Genomic DNA, 17,798 nt, shown 5'->3' on the forward strand with positions numbered 1-17,798 from the left:
AGTATATGAAGCGCCTTAACGATAAAGACAATGCTGCTAGCTCAATTGAAAGTGACCTTTTGACACTGATACAGCTGGAGCAAAAAATACGTTCAGCCCAGACAGTAAAAGAGTGGTATTTTGGTTGTTTGAATGAGCCAATATCGTTACTTGATTATCAGCAAAGTTATCTTTGGGTATGTGCTTCAAAGCGTTTGGTCGGTGCATCAGGTTTAGCTGAATTAGATTCTAATGCACCTTTCTGTAGCTGGTTGAGTCAATTAATTCAGTTTCTCTTGTCGACAGAAAAAGCTGATCGAATACATGATGTTAAGTTGTCGGATTTATCGTCAGAAGATGCTCAACAGTTTGTTGAATACTTTACAAATCATGTGATCTGGTTACCGATTAAAGCGCCAGATGGTCATTTGATCGCTATTCTGTTGATGTCTCGTGAAACAAGTCTTTCATTAAGAGAAAAAAAACTGTTGGATTTTTTAACCGCCGCTTATGGCCACGCTGGCGTGATGTTTGAAAAGCGCAGTAAAGGGTCTAAATGGTTGAAGAAAAAAACCGTCTATCTTTTTATTATTACTTGTGTTTCCTTGTTATTAGCTTTTATACCTGTTCGCCAATCGGTTATCGCCCCTGCGGATGTGGTGCCCAAGCAGCCTCTAGTATTACGTTCTCCTATGGACGGGGCAATCGGTGATTTTAAGGTTGAGCCTAACGATAATGTAAAACAAGGACAATTAATTGCTCGTTTAGATTCAAAGGCACTGCAACAAGAATTAGAGAATGCTCGTCAAAGCTATCAAATCGCAAAAGCGGAACTAAGAATGACGCGTCAGCAGTCTTTTATTGATGCGCAGCGAAAAGCAACAATAGCGATTTTGCAAGGTAAACTGATGCTGGCAGAATCAAAGTTGAAATACTTTCAACAACAGCTGGTAAGAACGCAGATAATTGCCCCTAAGGACGGCGTGGTAATCTTTGACAATGCTGCTGATTGGCTGGGTAAACCTGTTGGTTTAGGCGATGCTATCATGACGTTAGCTAACCCAGATGAAATCACATTAGAAATCTCCCTACCACTAGATGATTTAATCGATCTAACAAAAGGCACTCCAGTCAAATTCTTCCTTAATAGCGACCCAAGCCAGCCAGTTAATGCCAGCATTACTAATCTTGCTTATCAGGCCAGTCAAACTAAGGAAGGATTGTTCGCGTTACAGATTACAGCTGACTTTGTTGACCATGATAAGCCTTTGAGATTGGGCAACAAGGGAGTGGCGAAATTATACGGAGAGTCGACTTCACTGTTTTATTATTTGTTTAGAAAGCCTTTATCAACCTTGCGTTTATGGTTAATGTGGTAAGGTAAGTGGAAAATAGAAATGTATCTACGGAGTTTGGGATAGTAAGAGAAGAGTTAAAACTCTTTGAGGGGCCTGCCGACTCTTCTGGTGCACCTACCTGGACATTAGAAGACCCATTAAGTGGACGTTTTTTCCGTCTTGGCTGGACTGAAGTCGAGATATTAGCTCGTTGGGCTTTGGAAGATCCGGAGCAAATTGCAGCGGACATTAATAAAAGTTTGCCACTGCATATTAGTGTCAATGAGGTGCGGGCCTTTGGCACGTTCTTGAAACGTAATTACTTGCTTAAGTCTCATCCCCTTACCCTGTTGGCCGATGAATCAGAGCCACCGAAAAAAAATCAGACAAACCCATTTACTTGGTTGTTGAAGCATTATCTTTTCATACGTATTCCTTTGTGTCGACCGAATCGATTCTTGCGAAGAAGCCTCCCTTTTGCTCAGTTCTTTTTTAGTCGATTTTTTATTTTTCTGTCGCTGATTGCTGTTTGTGTTGGGGGATTTCTTGTTAGTCGCCAGTGGCAGGAATTCACTCACACCTTCATGTATTTTTACTCAGTAGAAGGCATTGTCATGGCTGCACTTGCTCTGTTTGCCACCAAAATCTTGCACGAGTTAGGTCATGCATATGTTTGTACCTATTTTGGCGGTAAAGTGGCGACCATGGGAGTGGCTTTTTTAGTGCTTTGGCCCGTTCTCTATACAGATACTTCTGGCTCTTGGCGATTAAAAAAGAAAAAGCAACGCCTGTTAATTGGAGTAGCAGGAATTACGGTTGAGCTAATGGTGGCGGCTTGGGCTTTATTATTATGGAGTTTCTTACCGGAAGGTTTGGCTCGAAGCTTGGCCTTTATGCTAGCGACCACCACTTGGATTTTGTCATTATTGATTAATTTAAGTCCATTTATGCGCTTTGACGGTTATTTTTTACTGTCGGATCTTTTGTCTATAGAAAACCTGCAAAGTAGATCTTTTGCTTATGCTAGGTGGTGGCTAAGGGAAAAAATGTTTGCTTTTGGCCAAGTTGCCCCTGAAAGCTTTTCAAAGCCAATGCAAAAGACATTACTCATATATAGCTTTCTGACTTGGTTGTATCGGTTGTTTCTTTATATAGGGATTGCACTTGCTGTCTATCACTTTGCTTTTAAATTGTTGGGTATTTTTTTGTTTATTGTTGAGATAGTGGTGTTTGTTTTTAAACCCATTGTTGATGAGATAAAAATTTGGTTAAAGATGAAACAGGATATGAGAGTTAATAAAAATACTATTGTTAGTGCCCTATTCGCCATATTGAGTATTTTTCTTGTCTGTTTTCCTTGGCAAGATGAAGTCATGGCCCCCGCTGTGATACATGCAAAGCAAGAATCTCATTTGTATGCTCCAGAGGGGGCACAACTAAAAAAGCAGTGGCTGAAAGAAGGGCAGCAGGTTAGTCAAGGAGATGTGTTATTTGAGTTTTCATCACCAGAGCTTAGTCAAAAAATTAAGGCCTTAAGTATTCGTATAGCGCAATTGACACAAGAATTAAGAGTCAGCCCTTTTGATGACGAAGCGTCCTCTGGTTTGCAGCTCGTTAGACAAGATCTTATTGCTACCAAGCAAAATCTAGAGTTAACCCAAAGACAATTGTCAAAACTCACGTTACGAGCCGCATTCGATGGTCAGATTGCTGAGCTTTCTCCTTCGCTGAATGAGGGCGATTGGTTAGCAAAGGGGAGCCGATTAGGAAGACTAACGTCTCTAACTGGACAACAAGTAGAAGCGTTTGTATCCGAGAGAGACTATGACAGGATTGCAAGGGGTACAAAAGCGGTTTTTATACCAGAAAACGTTTCTTTTCCAAGCTTAGAACTAACACTTATGAAAATGGAAAACACTAGAATTAGCGTTTTATCTGCGTATCCTGAGATGGCGTCGATTTACGGTGGTGATATTGCTGCCATATCATCAGGCCACGATCAGTTCCCTGCGGTAGAGGAAGCCTTATATCGTGTGAAGCTAGAGCCCAGACCAATGGATCAAGACGTTAATATGCCGAATATCGTTATGCGAGGCAATATAGTCATTGAAGCTGAGCCTATCAGTATTGTTTCACGTATCTTGCAACAAGTGATGTTCGTATTGATTCGAGAGTCATCTTTCTAATGGATTTTGTTTGACTCAAGCGTAATGCAAACAGTCAGTCCAGGGTAATGGTTTTCTAGGTGAAATTTGCCACTATGCAAATTGGTGATGGCCTTGACCAAAGTAAGACCGAGGCCGTGTCCAAAGGTCTCTTTTTTACTGGTAAGGCGTTTAAAACGCTTTGTTACTGTGTTGATGTCTTTTTCTGGGACGCCCTTGCCTTCATCCGTCACTTTTATGAGCGTTTCTCCGGGAGCCTGTTCAATGCTTAGAGTAATGACTTTACTTTCAGGGGCGTATTTTATGGCGTTATCCAATAGGTTTGCCATGGCTTGAAAAATTAAGATTTTATCCGCATAAAAATAGTGTTTCTTCTCTGCTTTTATTTTAAGTAATATGTTTTCACTTTCAGCCAAAGGCTGATAATACTCGTATAACTCTAGCAATATTTCATAAGCATTGATTTTATTCTTCTGATGGATAACTTGACCTGTTTCTACTTCAGATAAACGCATAATGGAACGAAACAGTTTTTGTATTTGTTCGGTTTCTTTAATGGCATCTTCTAATTCCTCTAGCTCAGGCCCATGTGTTTTTTCACAAACATTGATTAATTTATGCTGTAATCGCGTTAGAGGGGTTCTAAGTTCATGAGCGACATGACTGGTAATGGTTCTTACCTCTTCCATAAGCGTTTGAGTCCTTCCTAATACTAGGTTAATTTCTTTCGCTAGTTGACCAAATTCATCGCCATTATTCCGATATGTTACTCTAACATCATGTTTTCCTTGGGCATATTGCTCTAGAGCTTCAATAATATGATTCACTCTAAATAAATTATATAAGCTAAAAGGAAGGCTAATTAATAGAATTGTCATTTGGATAGCAAGCAGTCCAGCTCCTGTCATTAGTGGAATAATACGGGTTTGTTGCAGCATTGGTCGGATGTTATAAGCATTGAAGTATAGGCCACCATCATTAAGTGGAACCGCTAATCCAAACAACTCATTTTCAATGCAATTTAGTGATAAAATTTGCGCGGTTTCTGAACGAGAGTCCTTAAGCATTTGTAGTTGTTGGACGGAAATTGCATCTTGTTGACCGTATATGACCTCATTTTCAGCATTGATGATAAACCTGAAATGATCTTTTCTGGTGTCCATTGGAAATTCATTTTCAAGTCGGTTTGCGAGCAGCGCACTATCATTAAATAAGCCTTTAAATTCTTGATTTTCAAAGTTCTCAAATACCTTTGCCCGAACATGACTTCTCATAATGTTATTGAGAATATGGTCGCATATTAAAATAGCCGCAGACGAAATTAAAAGGCAAATAAAGGCAATAGTAGTAGCTTGTCTGAAGCTACTACTGTTAAACAAAGGTTTGATAAACAAGATGTTATCCTAAAGCATAGCCAACAGATCGTATGGTTCGAATAATGGGATTTTGGAATCCACTATCTAGCTTGTTGCGTAACTTTGATAAATGCACATCAAGCACATTAGTTTGAGGGTCAAAGTGGTAGCCCCATGCTTTTTCTAGCAACATGCTGCGCGTGACGGTTTGTCCAGGATGTTCTGCTAAAACGTAAAGTAATTTGAACTCTTTGTTGGTCAAATCAATTTTTTGTCCTGAACGCGTGACTTCATGAAGTTCAAGATTAATAATCATATCTTTGATTTTAATAAAATTGGTCGAGGCGACTTGCTTAGTTCGACAATATAAACGCTCCAGTCGGAGCAGGAGTTCAGCAAAGTCAAAAGGCTTACCAAGATAGTCATCTGCTCCTGCTTTTAGTCCTTCGATTCGGTCTGAAGTTTGGTCATTCGCGGATAAGATGAGCACGGGCGGATGAGGTGTATCACGGAGTAGCCCTAATAACTGAATACCATCTATCTTGGGAATGACTCTGTCTAATAAAACCACATCGAATACTTCTTCTTTGATCAGTCTTAGAGCATCTTCACCATTATCTACCAACTTACAAGAATGGCCTGAATTGTGTAATTTACTGCCAATCCAATGGCTAACAGAAGCATCATCTTCAACGATAAGAATACGCATATTAAAAGTCTCTGCAGTAATAGGAAGTCGAAAATATCCATGCATGAATAACTGAATAATAAATCAAAATGATAATGATTATCAATAGCGAAAAAATAAAACTCTAAAATTTGAATATAATCTGGATTTAACTTATTGATTTTTATATTCAAAATTCAATATAAAACGGATGTACTCTATCCCTTAGGATAGATGACATCCTATCAATCTCCTCCAATGTAGTACTAGATTTGCTTCATTAAGTATTCTTAATTTTATTTCTATTGTCTTGCTAATGAGAATCACTCTTAATATGTGTCATTAGGTAATTGGTTTCAGTTTTGGAGAAATTATGAAGTCGAGTATTAAGCGTTTTTTGTCGGATGAAAGTGGTGTAACGGCAATCGAGTATGGCATTTTAGCGGCGGCTATGGCGGCAGCAATTGGTGTGATTTTTGGTTCTGATGGGGTATTTGTAACGGCTTTGAAAGAGCGTTTTTCATCCATTGCTGATCAAATAACCAATACGGATAATCCTGGCACAGATTGAAGGAACAGATAAACAGATATGCCCGATTTAATGGTTTTGTTTGTATTGCTAGGGACATCTATTTGGGTGATTGTGACGGATTTATTTTATCGTCGTATTCACAACGTTTTGGTGTTTTTTTTGCTGATATCTTGGTTGCTTATCGCACTGACGACTCTCTTGGGAGTTGATCTATTCCCTAATATTTCAGGGAGTGAGTTACCTACCTATTTGTTACAAACAATATTGGTCGCTTTGGCGGTATTGATCGTTGGTTTTTTGTTATTTCTGTTCGGTCAAATGGGGGCGGGAGACGTCAAATTGTTGACGGTATTATGTTTATGGGTTGGTGTCGATAATCAATTGGCATTTTTGATTGTAACGGCTTTGATTGGTGGTGGGCTGGCGTTATTTATTCCTGTGCTCACACTAATTGAAATTGCTGGAGCAAGATTCATTCAACATTTGTCAGATAGGTTTCCTTTGCTAAATATTCCGACTCCTATGGTGTTTTCTCGCGAGGGCGTTAAGGGAATGCCATACGGAGTCGCCATTTCTGGAGGGGTGTTGTATTTGTTAATAACCCCTTATTTTCGATAATGCTGGGATTAAATTAAATGAAAGCTTCATCTGTTTTTTTTGTCTCTGGTGCTCTTATTTTTGCGTTAGGAGGGGCTCTATTGGGGAGTGCTTTGTTGTCTTCTGAGTCACCTCCTCCTAAATCAGTGAATTTAGTAAGCGAGCCTCCAAAGGTGAGTTTTAAGCCGGTCTTAATTGCTTCAAAAACGTTAATGCCAGGAGAGTTTATCGATGCTGCTTCGATTGAGTGGCATGCGGTTAATAAAGCTTATTCGGAAGACAGCTATTTTATTAAAGGTGTTGATGAGAAGCGTCAGTTATTTGGTGCAACGGTAACTCAGGTCGTCGCAGCGGGCAGTGTTTTAGAAAGCGATTACCTGGTTTCTCCTGGTGAGCCTGGTTTTATTGCTTCGGTATTAAAGCCTGGTATGCGGGCGGTGGCGATTCCCGCTGATGTTGTCACAAGTAATGCGGGATTGGTTGCGGGTGGCGATAGAGTCGATGTTATTTTGAGTTTAAAGAGGGATCAGGAGCAAGGCGTAAGTCAAAGTTCTATGGTGACCATTGAACTGCCCAAACTAGCATCGCAAACTTTGTTACGTAACGTTCGCGTTTTGGCCTTGAACGATAGGGTTGAGACTTTTGTAAGAGGCAAGTTTGAAAAGACTCAAGAGTCACAGGCGAAGAAACGTAAATCCTATGAAACAGTGACTTTGGAAGTCTATCCCAAAGATGTCGAACGATTAACGGTCGCTCGCGAAATTGGCACCTTGCAACTTGCTTTAAGAAGCGTGGTGAATAGTGAGCGGGAGATGTCGCAGATGTCGACACTGGAAGAAGAGCGTCTAGACGGAGTGACCACGTTAGGTGAGGTCACGGATATCTATGACAGCTTTAAACCGAAAGAGAATGCTGAAAAAACCTCTGTGGTCATGTTTCGTGGAGAGGCACAGGCAACGACAGACTTTTTGAATTAATTAAGGTCTCTTTTTTAGTCACTAAGTACATAACTAATGGACGTTATTTTGATGTTTTCCAAAGTTCGATTTTTAACCATACCTATCTTGATAAGTAGTCTATGGGGTACTCCAATTTATGCTGTTTATCAAACAGCTGAAGCGAATCAGATACAAGATGAGAAGCCTGTTGATACCTCTAAATTTGAAGAAATTAATATCAACGGAAAGGTGGATTTATTGATTAATCAAGGCACCTTATTAAAACTACCAGAATCAGCATCTAAGGTGTTGATAGCCAACCCGAGTGTGGCCAGTTTTCAAATGCCATCACCGGACAATATTTTTGTTTTCGCAAAGGCACCAGGCGTAACCACTTTATATGCCTTGAATGAAGAGAATGACATTATTATTGCCCTCACTCTTTCTTCCTCCTATGACTTGGAAGGGTTAACTCAACAGGTCGCAACAGAAGTTCCAGGTACCAATGTGCAGGTTGGTCCTGCGACCGATAAAGGTCTAATTGTTCGTGGTGTTGTGCAAACACCTCAGCAAGCTAAACAGGTTATCAGTAGTGTTGAGTCTTATTTGGGTGCGACCTCTTCAAGTACACAACAAGGTGGTCCTAATGGCCAAAGTTTGAGAATTGTGAATCAGTTAAAGGTGGCTTTGTCTTCACAAATTAACATCAGTGTTCGAATTGTTGAAGTGTCACGAAGTTTAAGTCACAGCTTGGGTTTTAGCTGGGATGCATTATTCGATAACAACACGGGTTTCATTCGTAATAGCAGTAGCTTATTTGATGCTTCAACAGGTGTGTTTGATGGCAGTGGTATCACCAATGGAGTATTGGGCGGCACTATTGGTAATGTGGGTGGGGTGTTGTCAGCACTGTCAAGCGACGATATGGCAAGTATTCTTGCTGAGCCAAATTTGACTGCTATGTCAGGAGAAACAGCGGGTTTTGCGGTTGGTGGTGAAGTACCAATTCCGATTATCACAAACAACAGTACATCCATCGAGTATAAACAATATGGTGTGATCATGCGCATGACACCGACATTGTTGTCGCCGAACCGTATCAGCTTACATATAGCGCCTGAGGTGAGTGATCTTACTGAAGACGGTGCGGTGCAGCTTAATGATTTAACCATTCCAGCTTTTAAAGTGCGCCGTGCTGATACTACGGTCGAGTTAGCGAGTGGCCAAAGTTTTGCTTTGGCAGGTATGTTGCGCAGCAGTGTTAGCCAAACTGTGTCAGGTATTCCAGGATTGAGAAGCATTCCAGGCATTGGGCGTTTGTTTGAGTCTGAAAGCAATGAAAAAGAAGAAACGGAATTGGTCATCATTGCAACCGCTTATGTTGTTACTCCTACTTCTGCGAGTAACTTGCAGTCACCAGTGCAGGGAATCCGTGATTTAGATGCCCATTTGCCGCCATTAGCCTCAGCGGGCTATTTGTATTAAGAAGGTGTTTTATCATGCGTATTTTTTTATTAAGTGCATTAATTTCGTTACTGGTAAGCGGGTGCGACCATACTGTTCATGCTTTGCGAAATGGCCATCTTGCCAGTGAAAGTATGAATTCCCCTTATCAGGTTAAGCCGACGGTTTCGACCATCTCATTACAACTTCAACAAAATGGTAATTTACAGCGTCATGATATTAAGTCGATGAACACTTTGTTACGTAATCAAGGGCGTTTATCTAACCAAACGATCCGTTTGCAACCCTACACAGATCAAGGTGAAGTGTTTGCTATCCGCTTACAAAATACCTTTCTCGGTTTAGGTGTTACTAGAAAAAACATTATTGTTTTACCCACTCAATATCGGGTCGCTGAAATGAATCAAACTGAAGAGGAAGGACAGCAAAAAAACTGGGATTTGTCTCTTACATCAGAGGCATTAGTAGTGACGACAGAAGAGTGCTCGATACAACACAGAGAAACGTGGTCTGTGACACCTTATGATTCCGTGGGTACATTAGGTTGTGCTAATAGGGCAAATTTAGCGCAGATGGTAGCAGACCCTAGAGATTTGATGCGTGGCAGAGTGCTTGATCCCGTCGATGGTATTTATGCAGTGGAGTCGGTAACACGTTATCACGAATCAGATGTGACACCGCTGATAGATATAGATTTTAATGATGATTAAACAGGCGGTGTGCAATGAGTGATAGTAAAGTATTGAAAGAAAAGACCGCATCTGTCGCATTTTTTGTCACCCAAAAAGATGAAGTAAAGGTTATCTCAGACAGTTTTACTCGTTTGGGATACGCTTCAGAACAGGTGCTATTGGGGGGCGTTAAAGGGGCCTTGGAGTGGAGTAAGGTTCATACAGTTCCAGATGTTTTATTTGTTGATCTTGATGGTATTAAAGCCCCATTGGTGGCATTGGAAGAATTGTTTGAGGTGACAGGGCCTAGTTGTAAACTGATTGCGGTTGGTTCAGACCAGAGTATCGACTTATATCGCTCTCTTTTATCCATGGGCGTGTTTGATTATTTGGTGAAGCCAGCACCGTTAGACAAGATTGCCAGCATGATTGAAAAGGCGCAAAGTGGCAAAGAAGAAAACCTTGCGGTTGGAAGAACCATTGCTGTTACTGGTTCGTCTGGCGGTCTAGGCGTCTCATTGGTGGCCTTTGCACTAGGTAAATATTTGTCCTCAAAGCGTCACTTAGCTTCCGCTCTGGTCGATTACGATAGAAAAAATGGTTGTTTAGGTTTGTTGTTGGGCATGAATGCCTGCTCTGGTCTAGACAGTGTATTAAATGCAGAAAAAATAGATACGCGATTATTGGAACGTTCCATTAATGAAATAGATGAGCGTTTAAGTCTGATATCGCAACCACCAAATTACAGAGCTGCAGAAATCCAGGAAGAAGATTCAGTACTGCTTCTCGGCGCAAGTTTGTGCCGTATGTTTAATCAAGTCGTCTGGGATTTACCTGCCTATCAACCTACTGGTTCTCTAGCGGTCTTACAGCACAGTCAAACAAGAATTATTGTGACTGATTTCACGGTATTGGATGCGAGAAATACCTTACGTCTGTTAAAAGAAATAGGAGATGAAACGACAGGTCAGCGTATTTTGTTGGTCAGAAACGCAACGCGTCAGCAGAATAATGAAGTGATTACACAAAAGGCTTTTGAAGACTTTGTTGGTCGAAAAGTAGATCTGCTATTGCCTTATGTTGGAAGTGGTCTGGGTAAGAGTTTATTGCAGGGGAAAATGACATTAGACGCCTTTCCTGAATTAACTAAGGGGTTATTGAACTTGGCAGATTTAGCCTGTGGTAAGCAAGTGACTACCTATGACCTCCCTCGCCCTACCATCGCGAATTTGCTAGCGAAACTGCTTCCTTCGAAAAGGAGCCAGTCTTTTCCATTGAAGGGAGAGCGTTTGTGATCATTAAGCCAAGGCTAAAAGAAAAGCATAAACATCCTCAAGCCGTTCCATCAGCGTCAGAAGTCACTGAAAAGCAGCAAGCGCAAAAGGTTATCCGGCAAAATTATCAGCAGGACTCGGACTCGTTAGGTTTCAAAAATAAACGTCTCATACGTCAACACCTGTATGAACAAATCGATCCAGTAAAAGCGGCATCGCTTTCTCATGAAAGCCTTAATCAGCAAATTGAAGATATCATTCGTAACATTTGTGACAGTAATCGTTTACAGCTATCCATGGAGGATGAGAAAAGTATCTGTCGCGAAATGTTTCATGAAATGATTGGTATTGGACCGATAGAACCCTTGTTAGCGGATGACTCGGTGAACGACATTTTAGTGAATGGTGCAGGGCAAGTGTTTGTTGAACGCTTCGGCAAATTAGAGTTATCTAACATTCGATTTATTGATGAAGAGCATGTGCTGAATATTGCGCAGCGTATTGCGGCTGCCGTTGGGCGACGCATTGATGAAACTCAACCTATGGTTGATGCACGTTTAACCGATGGTAGTCGAGTAAATATCATAACCCATCCTCTAGCCATTGACGGTACCTCTATTTCGATTCGTAAGTTCATGCGACGCAATATGTCGTTGGAAGTATTGCAAAGTGGTCTGGCTTTGTCTGCAGATATGGTGAAGGTGCTAAGACGAGCAATGCAGGGCAAATTAAATATCATAGTGTCCGGAGGAACAGGGGCAGGTAAAACGACACTTTTGAACGCTTTATCACAGGAAATTAGTAGCGATGATCGCATTATCACCATAGAAGATGCGGCGGAGCTGCAGCTCCAGCAAATTCATGTGGTGCGTTTAGAAACTCGCCCAGTAAGTGCAGAAGGAACCGGTAAGGTGGATCAACGAGATTTAGTGCGAAATGCTCTGCGTATGAGACCAGATCGCATTATTTTGGGTGAGGTTCGGGGGGGCGAAAGCTTTGATATGTTGCAAGCAATGAATACAGGCCATGATGGCTCTTTGTGTACTGTGCATGCTAATACCCCTAGGGATGCCATAATGCGTTTAGAAAATATGGTCATGATGGCGGGTATGCAGTTGCCTCAAGAGGCGATACGCAGGCAAATCGCCAGTGCCGTGGATCTGGTGGTACAGGTTGAAAGAATGCGAGATGGCTCTCGTCGTATTGTCTCCATCACAGAAATTTGTGGTATGGAAGATGATGTGATTCAAACGCAGGAGTTGTTTGGATTTCAAACCGAATCAATTAATGCCTCAGGAAACATTGTGGGAGACTTTGTTGCTAGTGGCCAACGGCCAAGTTTCTATGCTACGCATTCTCATTATTTTGAGGACGCTATCTAAATGAGTTTTTCCAGTCTTATAGCCATTATCATTTTCTGTTCGATATTGCTCATTTTTGCTTTTTTATATGTGCTTTATGTGAAACATCAAAAGCAAAAACAAGTGCAAACATTCTTAACGGCATTAAAAAACGATCTTAAACATAATCATGCTTCAGAACCGTATAGTGACATCAATATGGCGAAAGAGACCGAACACTCAAGCTGGTTTGCCTTGCCAGTGATTGGCTCTTGGTTGAGGCGCTTTTGGCTAGATTTATCCTTGTTGGGCTGGCAGGAAAAGTGGCGCGAAAAAGCCTTTTTATTGGCTGCTCCATGTTTATTACTAGGCTTTACCCTTGGTAAAAATAGTCCTTCACCAATAGTGCTCAGCAGTGTTCTGTTCATAGTATTTTTTTTCGCATTGATTTTTATTTTGTACCGCAATGCAATGAATGAACATTTAAAAGAATTTAAGCAAAACTTGCCTCAGGCCATCGATTCCATTGTCAGGGTTGTTAAGGCTGGCGTTCCTATTACTAATGCGTTTAGTTTGGTGGCAAATAATTTGCCAGGCCCATTAGCGAAAGAGTTTGTGTTGATTGATAAATGGCTTGCTCTTGGGGTGCCATTAAGGCAAGCCATGCAAGATTCGGCATTGAGAGTACCGTTAAACGAATATCGTTTTTTTGCCGTGATTTTGATTATTAATCAGGAAGCAGGTGGGCGTTTGAGTGATACCTTAGAACGATTGTCTGAAACCTTGCGCGAGCGTCACGAACTGGCGCTAAAAATCCGTGCTAAAACGTCTGAAGTAAGAGCTTCGGCTGTGATTGTGGCAATGCTGGCTCCCCTATCGTTAACCTACATGTATTTCAACTCACCAAAAGATTTTGATTTTTTGCTTAATGATCCTACAGGTAACAGTGTGCTGTTTTACGCTTTTGGTAGTGTGGTAACAGGACTGGCTATTACACACTTTATGATTAAGCGAGTTATTCGATGAAAGAAGAAATGATTCTGCCCGCTTTTTTGGGCTTGATACTCTGTTCGTTTGGACTGATTTTACTGGCTCTTTATACCCGTACCAAACCCAAAAGTTTAGCCGAGAGATTAAGTGTAGATGGTAGCAATGAGCAGCAACAGGCAGAAGTAGAAGCTATTTTCGCGCAAGACCCTGTGAGTAAATGGGCTAGATTTCTGACTCCATTAGATCGCATTGGATTGCAACTCGCAGGAACGGAAAGTGATCGCTTTGCAACACGAAAATTGTTGTTAATGGCGGGGTTTAGGCAGCAACAAGCACTTGGAATATATACCTCGAGTAAACTTTTTTTGGGCATTGTTACCGCTATTGTTTTTCTAACTTTAGGCTTGGGTGAAGGGGAAAGGTTGAGCTTAATGGGCTTAGCAGGCAGCTTAGTGTTGCTTTTTTTGTCTTCATTTGGCGCCGAAGTTTGGTTAAAAATGCGAGCGGCAAGTCGAGGTGGACGCTTGTCCTCAAGTTTGCCAGATGCACTTGATTTGATGGTTATTTGTGCGGAAGCGGGTTTGCCATTAGGCAGAATATTAAAGACGGTATCAAAAGAGTTAGCCTTTTCTTCACCTGAGTTAGCGCAAGAACTGGGTTATACCCATGCAGAGTTGCAAATATTGAGCGATCGAAGTCGTGCCTTAATGAATTTGTCGGAACGCTGCGGTGTCGACAACATTGATGCCATGGTGTCCACATTAATTCAGGCCGAGCGTTACGGTACGCCTTTGTCTCAGGCTTTACGTACCATCTCGGTAGAAAGTCGAAAGAATTTAGTGTTGGAGCTAGAAGAAAAAGCGGGGAAATTACCTGCGCAATTAAGTGTTCCTTTGATGGTTTTTATTTTACCTCCGGTGATTGCAATGATGGGGACGCCGGCCATGATTCGTATTATTCGTTTGTTAGGAAGTTAAAGTGATGGGGTGGAATAAAAGAGACGCATTGTTACGTGTTATTAGTTTTATGGTCATGTTTTCTTTTCTGGTGGGGTGCAGCAGTCAAGTCATTAAAGATGGCGTGCCGGTGGTCGACGCAGCTCCTCAAGAGTTTGATAATGCTGATGAGGCGCTAAAATTAGCTCATATTTTGCGTGATAATGGACGTTATAAAGCGGCATATGAAGTTTATAAAAGCATGGATGATAAAGGCTTTTTAAAAGGAGCCTATGTACTTGAATACGCCAGTTTATCTGCCTCAGTTTTAACTGCTAATGAAACGATTTCTCTGTACCAAAGAGCCCAACAAGCCTTACCTGAAAAACAGACTTCAGAGCAGCAGCAAGCCATATGTGTTGGCTTAGCTCGTGCTTATTTAGAGTTGGCAGAATTGGATCAAGCTGAAGCGTATTTTCAATGTGCATTGCAACAGAATGCGAACAGTGTTGTTGCGTTAAATGGTTTGGGCGTTATCGCTAATATGCAAGGTGATGTCTCGTTGGCATTATTTTATTTAAAGACGGCCCAGAAATTATCCCCTTCGAGTCAATTGATAAATAATAACCTAGCTTTGATTTGGCTTTCTGACGGTCAATATCAAAAGGCAATAAGCTTACTAAAATCCAGGGGTCAGAGTATTACTATTACGGAACGACTAAATCTTGCATTAGCTTATGTCTATGAGCAACGAGAGGATATGGCAAGAGAAGTATTGTTGGAGGTCATTCCAAAGAATAACACTGAAAAAATTCTAGATCGTTATTCGGCATCGCAAAAGCGTATTGTAAATGGTGCCAGTCTTACCAGTGAAATAGTGGCTTTAACGAACTCTCCGGTGCAGCTTAAGAGTAGTGAGGAATGAGAATGAAAAGCCACTTTCTAAGAGAAAGAGTTGGTGTTGTATCCGTTGAAATAGCACTTATTTTCCCGGTGATTTTATTCATTATAATGATGTTTTTTGAGCTGGCTAGAATTGCTTTATTAATAACCTTAGTGGATGTGTCTATTGAAAAAAGTGTGCAGGGTTTTCGTGAAAACGCCAGTTTTTCTTTATCGGATGAAGAAGATATTAAAGATGAGGTTAGAGTCAATATTATCGATAATTCGTTTGGCTTTATTGATATTGATAATATTGATGTGGAGCTGCAAAAATTTTCTAACTTAAATGAATTTTCCGGCGTTTATGACTCAGAAGAAAACTACTACTCGTTACCCGTTTTAAACTTTATCATTTTTTTGAATGAAGAGTTTATCACACCGCTACCCAGTTTCTTTGGCCTAGGGAACTCTTTTCAACATGAGTACCGTCATGTATTAGGGGATCTGATGGGAGAGACTGCGAAATGATATCGCATTTTATAAAAAACCAGAATGGGAATGCCTTCACTCAGTTTGCTTTGTCTTTACCAATATTGATTGGCGTTGTTCTAATGAGTGCAGACTTATACAACATCAATCAAATGAGAGGTATCGTAGAGGAATCTTCTCATAATCTTGCTTCAATACTGTCCAATCAACAAGAGTGGAATATAAATAGTTTTAACTATCTGGTAGAGCAAGCTCTGGAGACACAAATACGAGGAGAATACGGTTTGGTTGTTTCTAAAGTTAATCTCGATAGATCAATGGAATGGCAACCTATTAATCGAGGCGATCTAGCAGAAGAGTGTACACAGTTAAGTAGTAATAATGCTTATTCCGCTTCTATGCCTGAAGAAGATGAAGACATTGATAATATATCTTTGTTGGTCGTTCAGCTTTGTAGATATTCTGATGATTTGATAATGAATAGTGGTTTATTAGGTAATAAATTACTGGAAAGTATTTCTATAAATCGCTTGATGTATCATGACATTAAATTAGATCAAGACTTATCTAAAGAAGTTGGTGTTGAATACGATGGATAAAGCAGATAAAGGAAAAGTATTTATTAAGAGTAAGCTATTTATTTATAAAATAGTTGCTTTTTTTAGCTTGGGTTTGGCTATTTTTGGTGTTATTACACCAGGCTTCCCTGCGACTGAATTTGTACTGCTTTGCGCATGGGCTTCTTCAAAAGGTTCCCCTAAAATTCACCGCTTCCTACATACTAATCGTTTAACAGGCCCTGTGTTATATAACTGGAATAATGGTAAGGTGATTTCATTTGGAAATAAGCTGATTTCTTCATTCAGTATGTTGGCTTGCCTGTTTTTTATTTTTTATAGTGAACTAAATAATTATATTACTTGGTTTGCTGTAGTAGGTCTTTTTTTTAGTTTTATTTGGGTTTGGTCGCGCCCAACAAAGGTGAAAGGATACTAAATATGAACTTATTTTAATGTAATGCTTATGGCTATTTTAAATGCGGTTTTTTATTCTGTTCATATAGAATAATGCCGAGGTTTATTATGGAAGTTATGAATGAAACATCAGAAAATATCACTTTCGCAAAGCGTTTAAAGTTTTCTACTAGAGCTAACCACGATAGTGTTGACCGACTTGTTATGCAATCAGAACCTTTTGCAAATACAGAAAACTACGCTAAATTTTTGTGCTTACAGCATATATTTCACATGACTGTGGCACCTTTATATCAAAGTTCTGAATTACAAAGTTGGTTTCCTGGCTTAGCTGAATTGCCTAGATTGTCTGCGGTTGAATCTGATCTAAAAGATTTACAACTAGAGTCAAATGTCTCGCCAGATCAAATTGCGACCGTCCCTAATCTTTTCCAAGCGATTGGTTGGTTGTATTGTGCCGAAGGCTCTAATATAGGCGCCGCCTTTTTATATAAAGAAACCCAGAAACTCAACTTTGATGCCGAGTACGGAGCTAAACACTTAGCAGCCCATCCAGAAGGCAGAGCGCCGCACTGGCGAAAATTTGTTGCACAGTTGGATGCCCTAATTTTGACTGAGGAACAGCAGCAAGCGGCGGTAAAAGGCGCTATTGATGCTTTTGCTTTCTATAAAAAAACATTAAAAGAGTTGGCTCATCAAGTGGCCTCTTAATAATCGTTATAAAGGGGGCTTTCTTAGCGTCCAATCAAATGATCTACTGACAAGTTACCACCGCCTTTACTCATTAAGAGCAAACAGATGGCGAGCCAAACACCGTGGGTGGCGTAAGCGTCTGGATAAACAAAAATCTGAATCACCAGTGTCATGATGGCGAGGCCAAAAGCGGCATAACGGGTGAGAAAGCCCAATAATATTAAAACGGCCAAGATGTGTTCAGCAAAGGTAGCTATTACCGCAGCGATGGTTGGAGGCAGTAAAGGTAAATTGTATTCGTATTCAAATAGGAAGTACGTTGCATCAGTAATTTTTGGCCAATCTAGATGAAAAGTCATATTGATCAGATTGATGGCGAAGCCATCTACTTTGGTTTGCGCTGATAACCAAAATACTGCTGCGAGAGAAAATCGTGCAATGAACAAGGTAAGAGATTCAGGGATCTGTCTAAAAATCCCATCTAGGGAGTCCATCATTCTTGATAGCATTGCAGTG

19 protein-coding genes are annotated in these 17,798 nt (G+C 40.6%); 16 read left to right on the plus strand and 3 right to left on the minus strand.

Features of this window, described 5'->3' with window-relative positions; all coding sequences use genetic code 11:
* Nucleotides 1-5 precede the first annotated feature (5 nt).
* Together ACXAH2_RS11015 and ACXAH2_RS11020 are read left to right on the plus strand one after the other, a co-directional pair.
* Nucleotides 6-1,358 carry an efflux RND transporter periplasmic adaptor subunit gene (locus tag ACXAH2_RS11015; RefSeq protein WP_475078504.1) on the plus strand — a complete coding sequence of 451 codons (1,353 nt, stop codon included), beginning with the start codon at nt 6-8 and terminating at the stop codon, nt 1,356-1,358.
* Nucleotides 1,359-1,363: 5 nt separating this feature from the next.
* Nucleotides 1,364-3,502, plus strand: a complete 2,139-nt coding sequence (locus ACXAH2_RS11020; protein ID WP_475078505.1) for an HlyD family efflux transporter periplasmic adaptor subunit — start codon at nt 1,364-1,366, stop codon at nt 3,500-3,502.
* Here the strand turns inward: ACXAH2_RS11020 and ACXAH2_RS11025 are convergent.
* Together ACXAH2_RS11025 and ACXAH2_RS11030 are read right to left on the minus strand one after the other, a co-directional pair.
* Nucleotides 3,499-4,875, minus strand: coding sequence for a sensor histidine kinase (locus tag ACXAH2_RS11025; protein WP_475078507.1), 1,377 nt, complete (start codon nt 4,873-4,875; stop codon nt 3,499-3,501). The genes ACXAH2_RS11020 and ACXAH2_RS11025 overlap by 4 nt on opposite strands.
* Nucleotides 4,876-4,879: 4 nt before the next feature.
* Nucleotides 4,880-5,545, minus strand: a complete 666-nt coding sequence (locus ACXAH2_RS11030; protein ID WP_475078508.1) for a response regulator transcription factor — start codon at nt 5,543-5,545, stop codon at nt 4,880-4,882.
* 331 nt (nt 5,546-5,876) lie between these two features.
* Here ACXAH2_RS11030 and ACXAH2_RS11035 point away from each other — a divergent pair, with 331 nt between their 5' ends.
* The 14 genes from ACXAH2_RS11035 to ACXAH2_RS11100 all read left to right on the plus strand — a co-directional run bounded on the left by ACXAH2_RS11035 (nt 5,877) and on the right by ACXAH2_RS11100 (nt 17,300).
* A complete protein-coding gene (locus tag ACXAH2_RS11035; RefSeq protein WP_475078509.1) occupies nt 5,877-6,074 on the plus strand; it encodes a Flp family type IVb pilin in 198 nt (65 codons plus the stop codon).
* A gap of 18 nt (nt 6,075-6,092) precedes the next feature.
* Entirely contained in the window at nt 6,093-6,653 is a 561-nt protein-coding gene (locus ACXAH2_RS11040) for an A24 family peptidase (RefSeq protein WP_475078510.1), read from the plus strand.
* Between the two features lie 17 nt (nt 6,654-6,670).
* A complete protein-coding gene (cpaB, locus tag ACXAH2_RS11045; RefSeq protein ID WP_475078512.1) occupies nt 6,671-7,609 on the plus strand; it encodes a Flp pilus assembly protein CpaB in 939 nt (312 codons plus the stop codon).
* Between the two features lie 51 nt (nt 7,610-7,660).
* On the plus strand, nt 7,661-9,055 hold the full coding sequence (locus tag ACXAH2_RS11050; protein WP_475078693.1) for a type II and III secretion system protein family protein: 1,395 nt from the start codon (nt 7,661-7,663) through the stop codon (nt 9,053-9,055).
* 14 nt (nt 9,056-9,069) lie between these two features.
* A complete protein-coding gene (locus ACXAH2_RS11055) occupies nt 9,070-9,744 on the plus strand; it encodes a CpaD family pilus assembly lipoprotein (RefSeq protein WP_475078513.1) in 675 nt (224 codons plus the stop codon).
* A gap of 14 nt (nt 9,745-9,758) precedes the next feature.
* On the plus strand, nt 9,759-11,000 hold the full coding sequence (locus ACXAH2_RS11060; protein WP_475078514.1) for a CpaE/TadZ family protein: 1,242 nt from the start codon (nt 9,759-9,761) through the stop codon (nt 10,998-11,000).
* Nucleotides 10,997-12,361, plus strand: coding sequence for a CpaF family protein (locus tag ACXAH2_RS11065; protein WP_475078516.1), 1,365 nt, complete (start codon nt 10,997-10,999; stop codon nt 12,359-12,361). The genes ACXAH2_RS11060 and ACXAH2_RS11065 overlap by 4 nt, the downstream gene beginning before the upstream one ends.
* On the plus strand, nt 12,362-13,345 hold the full coding sequence (locus ACXAH2_RS11070; RefSeq protein WP_475078517.1) for a type II secretion system F family protein: 984 nt from the start codon (nt 12,362-12,364) through the stop codon (nt 13,343-13,345).
* Nucleotides 13,342-14,286, plus strand: a complete 945-nt coding sequence (locus tag ACXAH2_RS11075; RefSeq protein ID WP_475078518.1) for a type II secretion system F family protein — start codon at nt 13,342-13,344, stop codon at nt 14,284-14,286. The genes ACXAH2_RS11070 and ACXAH2_RS11075 overlap by 4 nt, the downstream gene beginning before the upstream one ends.
* Nucleotides 14,287-14,290: 4 nt before the next feature.
* The gene (locus ACXAH2_RS11080) at nt 14,291-15,169 is read left to right on the plus strand and encodes a tetratricopeptide repeat protein (RefSeq protein ID WP_475078519.1); all 879 of its coding nucleotides are present in this window, start codon (nt 14,291-14,293) and stop codon (nt 15,167-15,169) included.
* A gap of 2 nt (nt 15,170-15,171) precedes the next feature.
* Nucleotides 15,172-15,654 (plus strand): TadE/TadG family type IV pilus assembly protein, encoded by a 483-nt coding sequence (locus ACXAH2_RS11085; RefSeq protein ID WP_475078521.1) that lies wholly within the window; start codon nt 15,172-15,174, stop codon nt 15,652-15,654.
* An 83-nt stretch (nt 15,655-15,737) separates the two neighbouring features.
* Nucleotides 15,738-16,214: a pilus assembly protein gene (locus ACXAH2_RS11090; RefSeq protein ID WP_475078522.1), complete on the plus strand. Its 477-nt coding sequence runs from the start codon at nt 15,738-15,740 to the stop codon at nt 16,212-16,214.
* Nucleotides 16,207-16,611, plus strand: a complete 405-nt coding sequence (locus ACXAH2_RS11095; RefSeq protein WP_475078523.1) for a YbaN family protein — start codon at nt 16,207-16,209, stop codon at nt 16,609-16,611. The genes ACXAH2_RS11090 and ACXAH2_RS11095 overlap by 8 nt, the downstream gene beginning before the upstream one ends.
* Before the next feature lie 95 nt (nt 16,612-16,706).
* Nucleotides 16,707-17,300, plus strand: coding sequence for a biliverdin-producing heme oxygenase (locus tag ACXAH2_RS11100; protein WP_475078694.1), 594 nt, complete (start codon nt 16,707-16,709; stop codon nt 17,298-17,300).
* 23 nt (nt 17,301-17,323) lie between these two features.
* Here ACXAH2_RS11100 and ACXAH2_RS11105 read toward each other — a convergent pair whose 3' ends face one another.
* Nucleotides 17,324-17,791 (minus strand): DoxX family protein, encoded by a 468-nt coding sequence (locus tag ACXAH2_RS11105; RefSeq protein ID WP_475078524.1) that lies wholly within the window; start codon nt 17,789-17,791, stop codon nt 17,324-17,326.
* Nucleotides 17,792-17,798 lie beyond the last annotated feature (7 nt).

It is taken from the genome of Marinomonas sp. ABL3_031, from assembly GCF_056161265.1.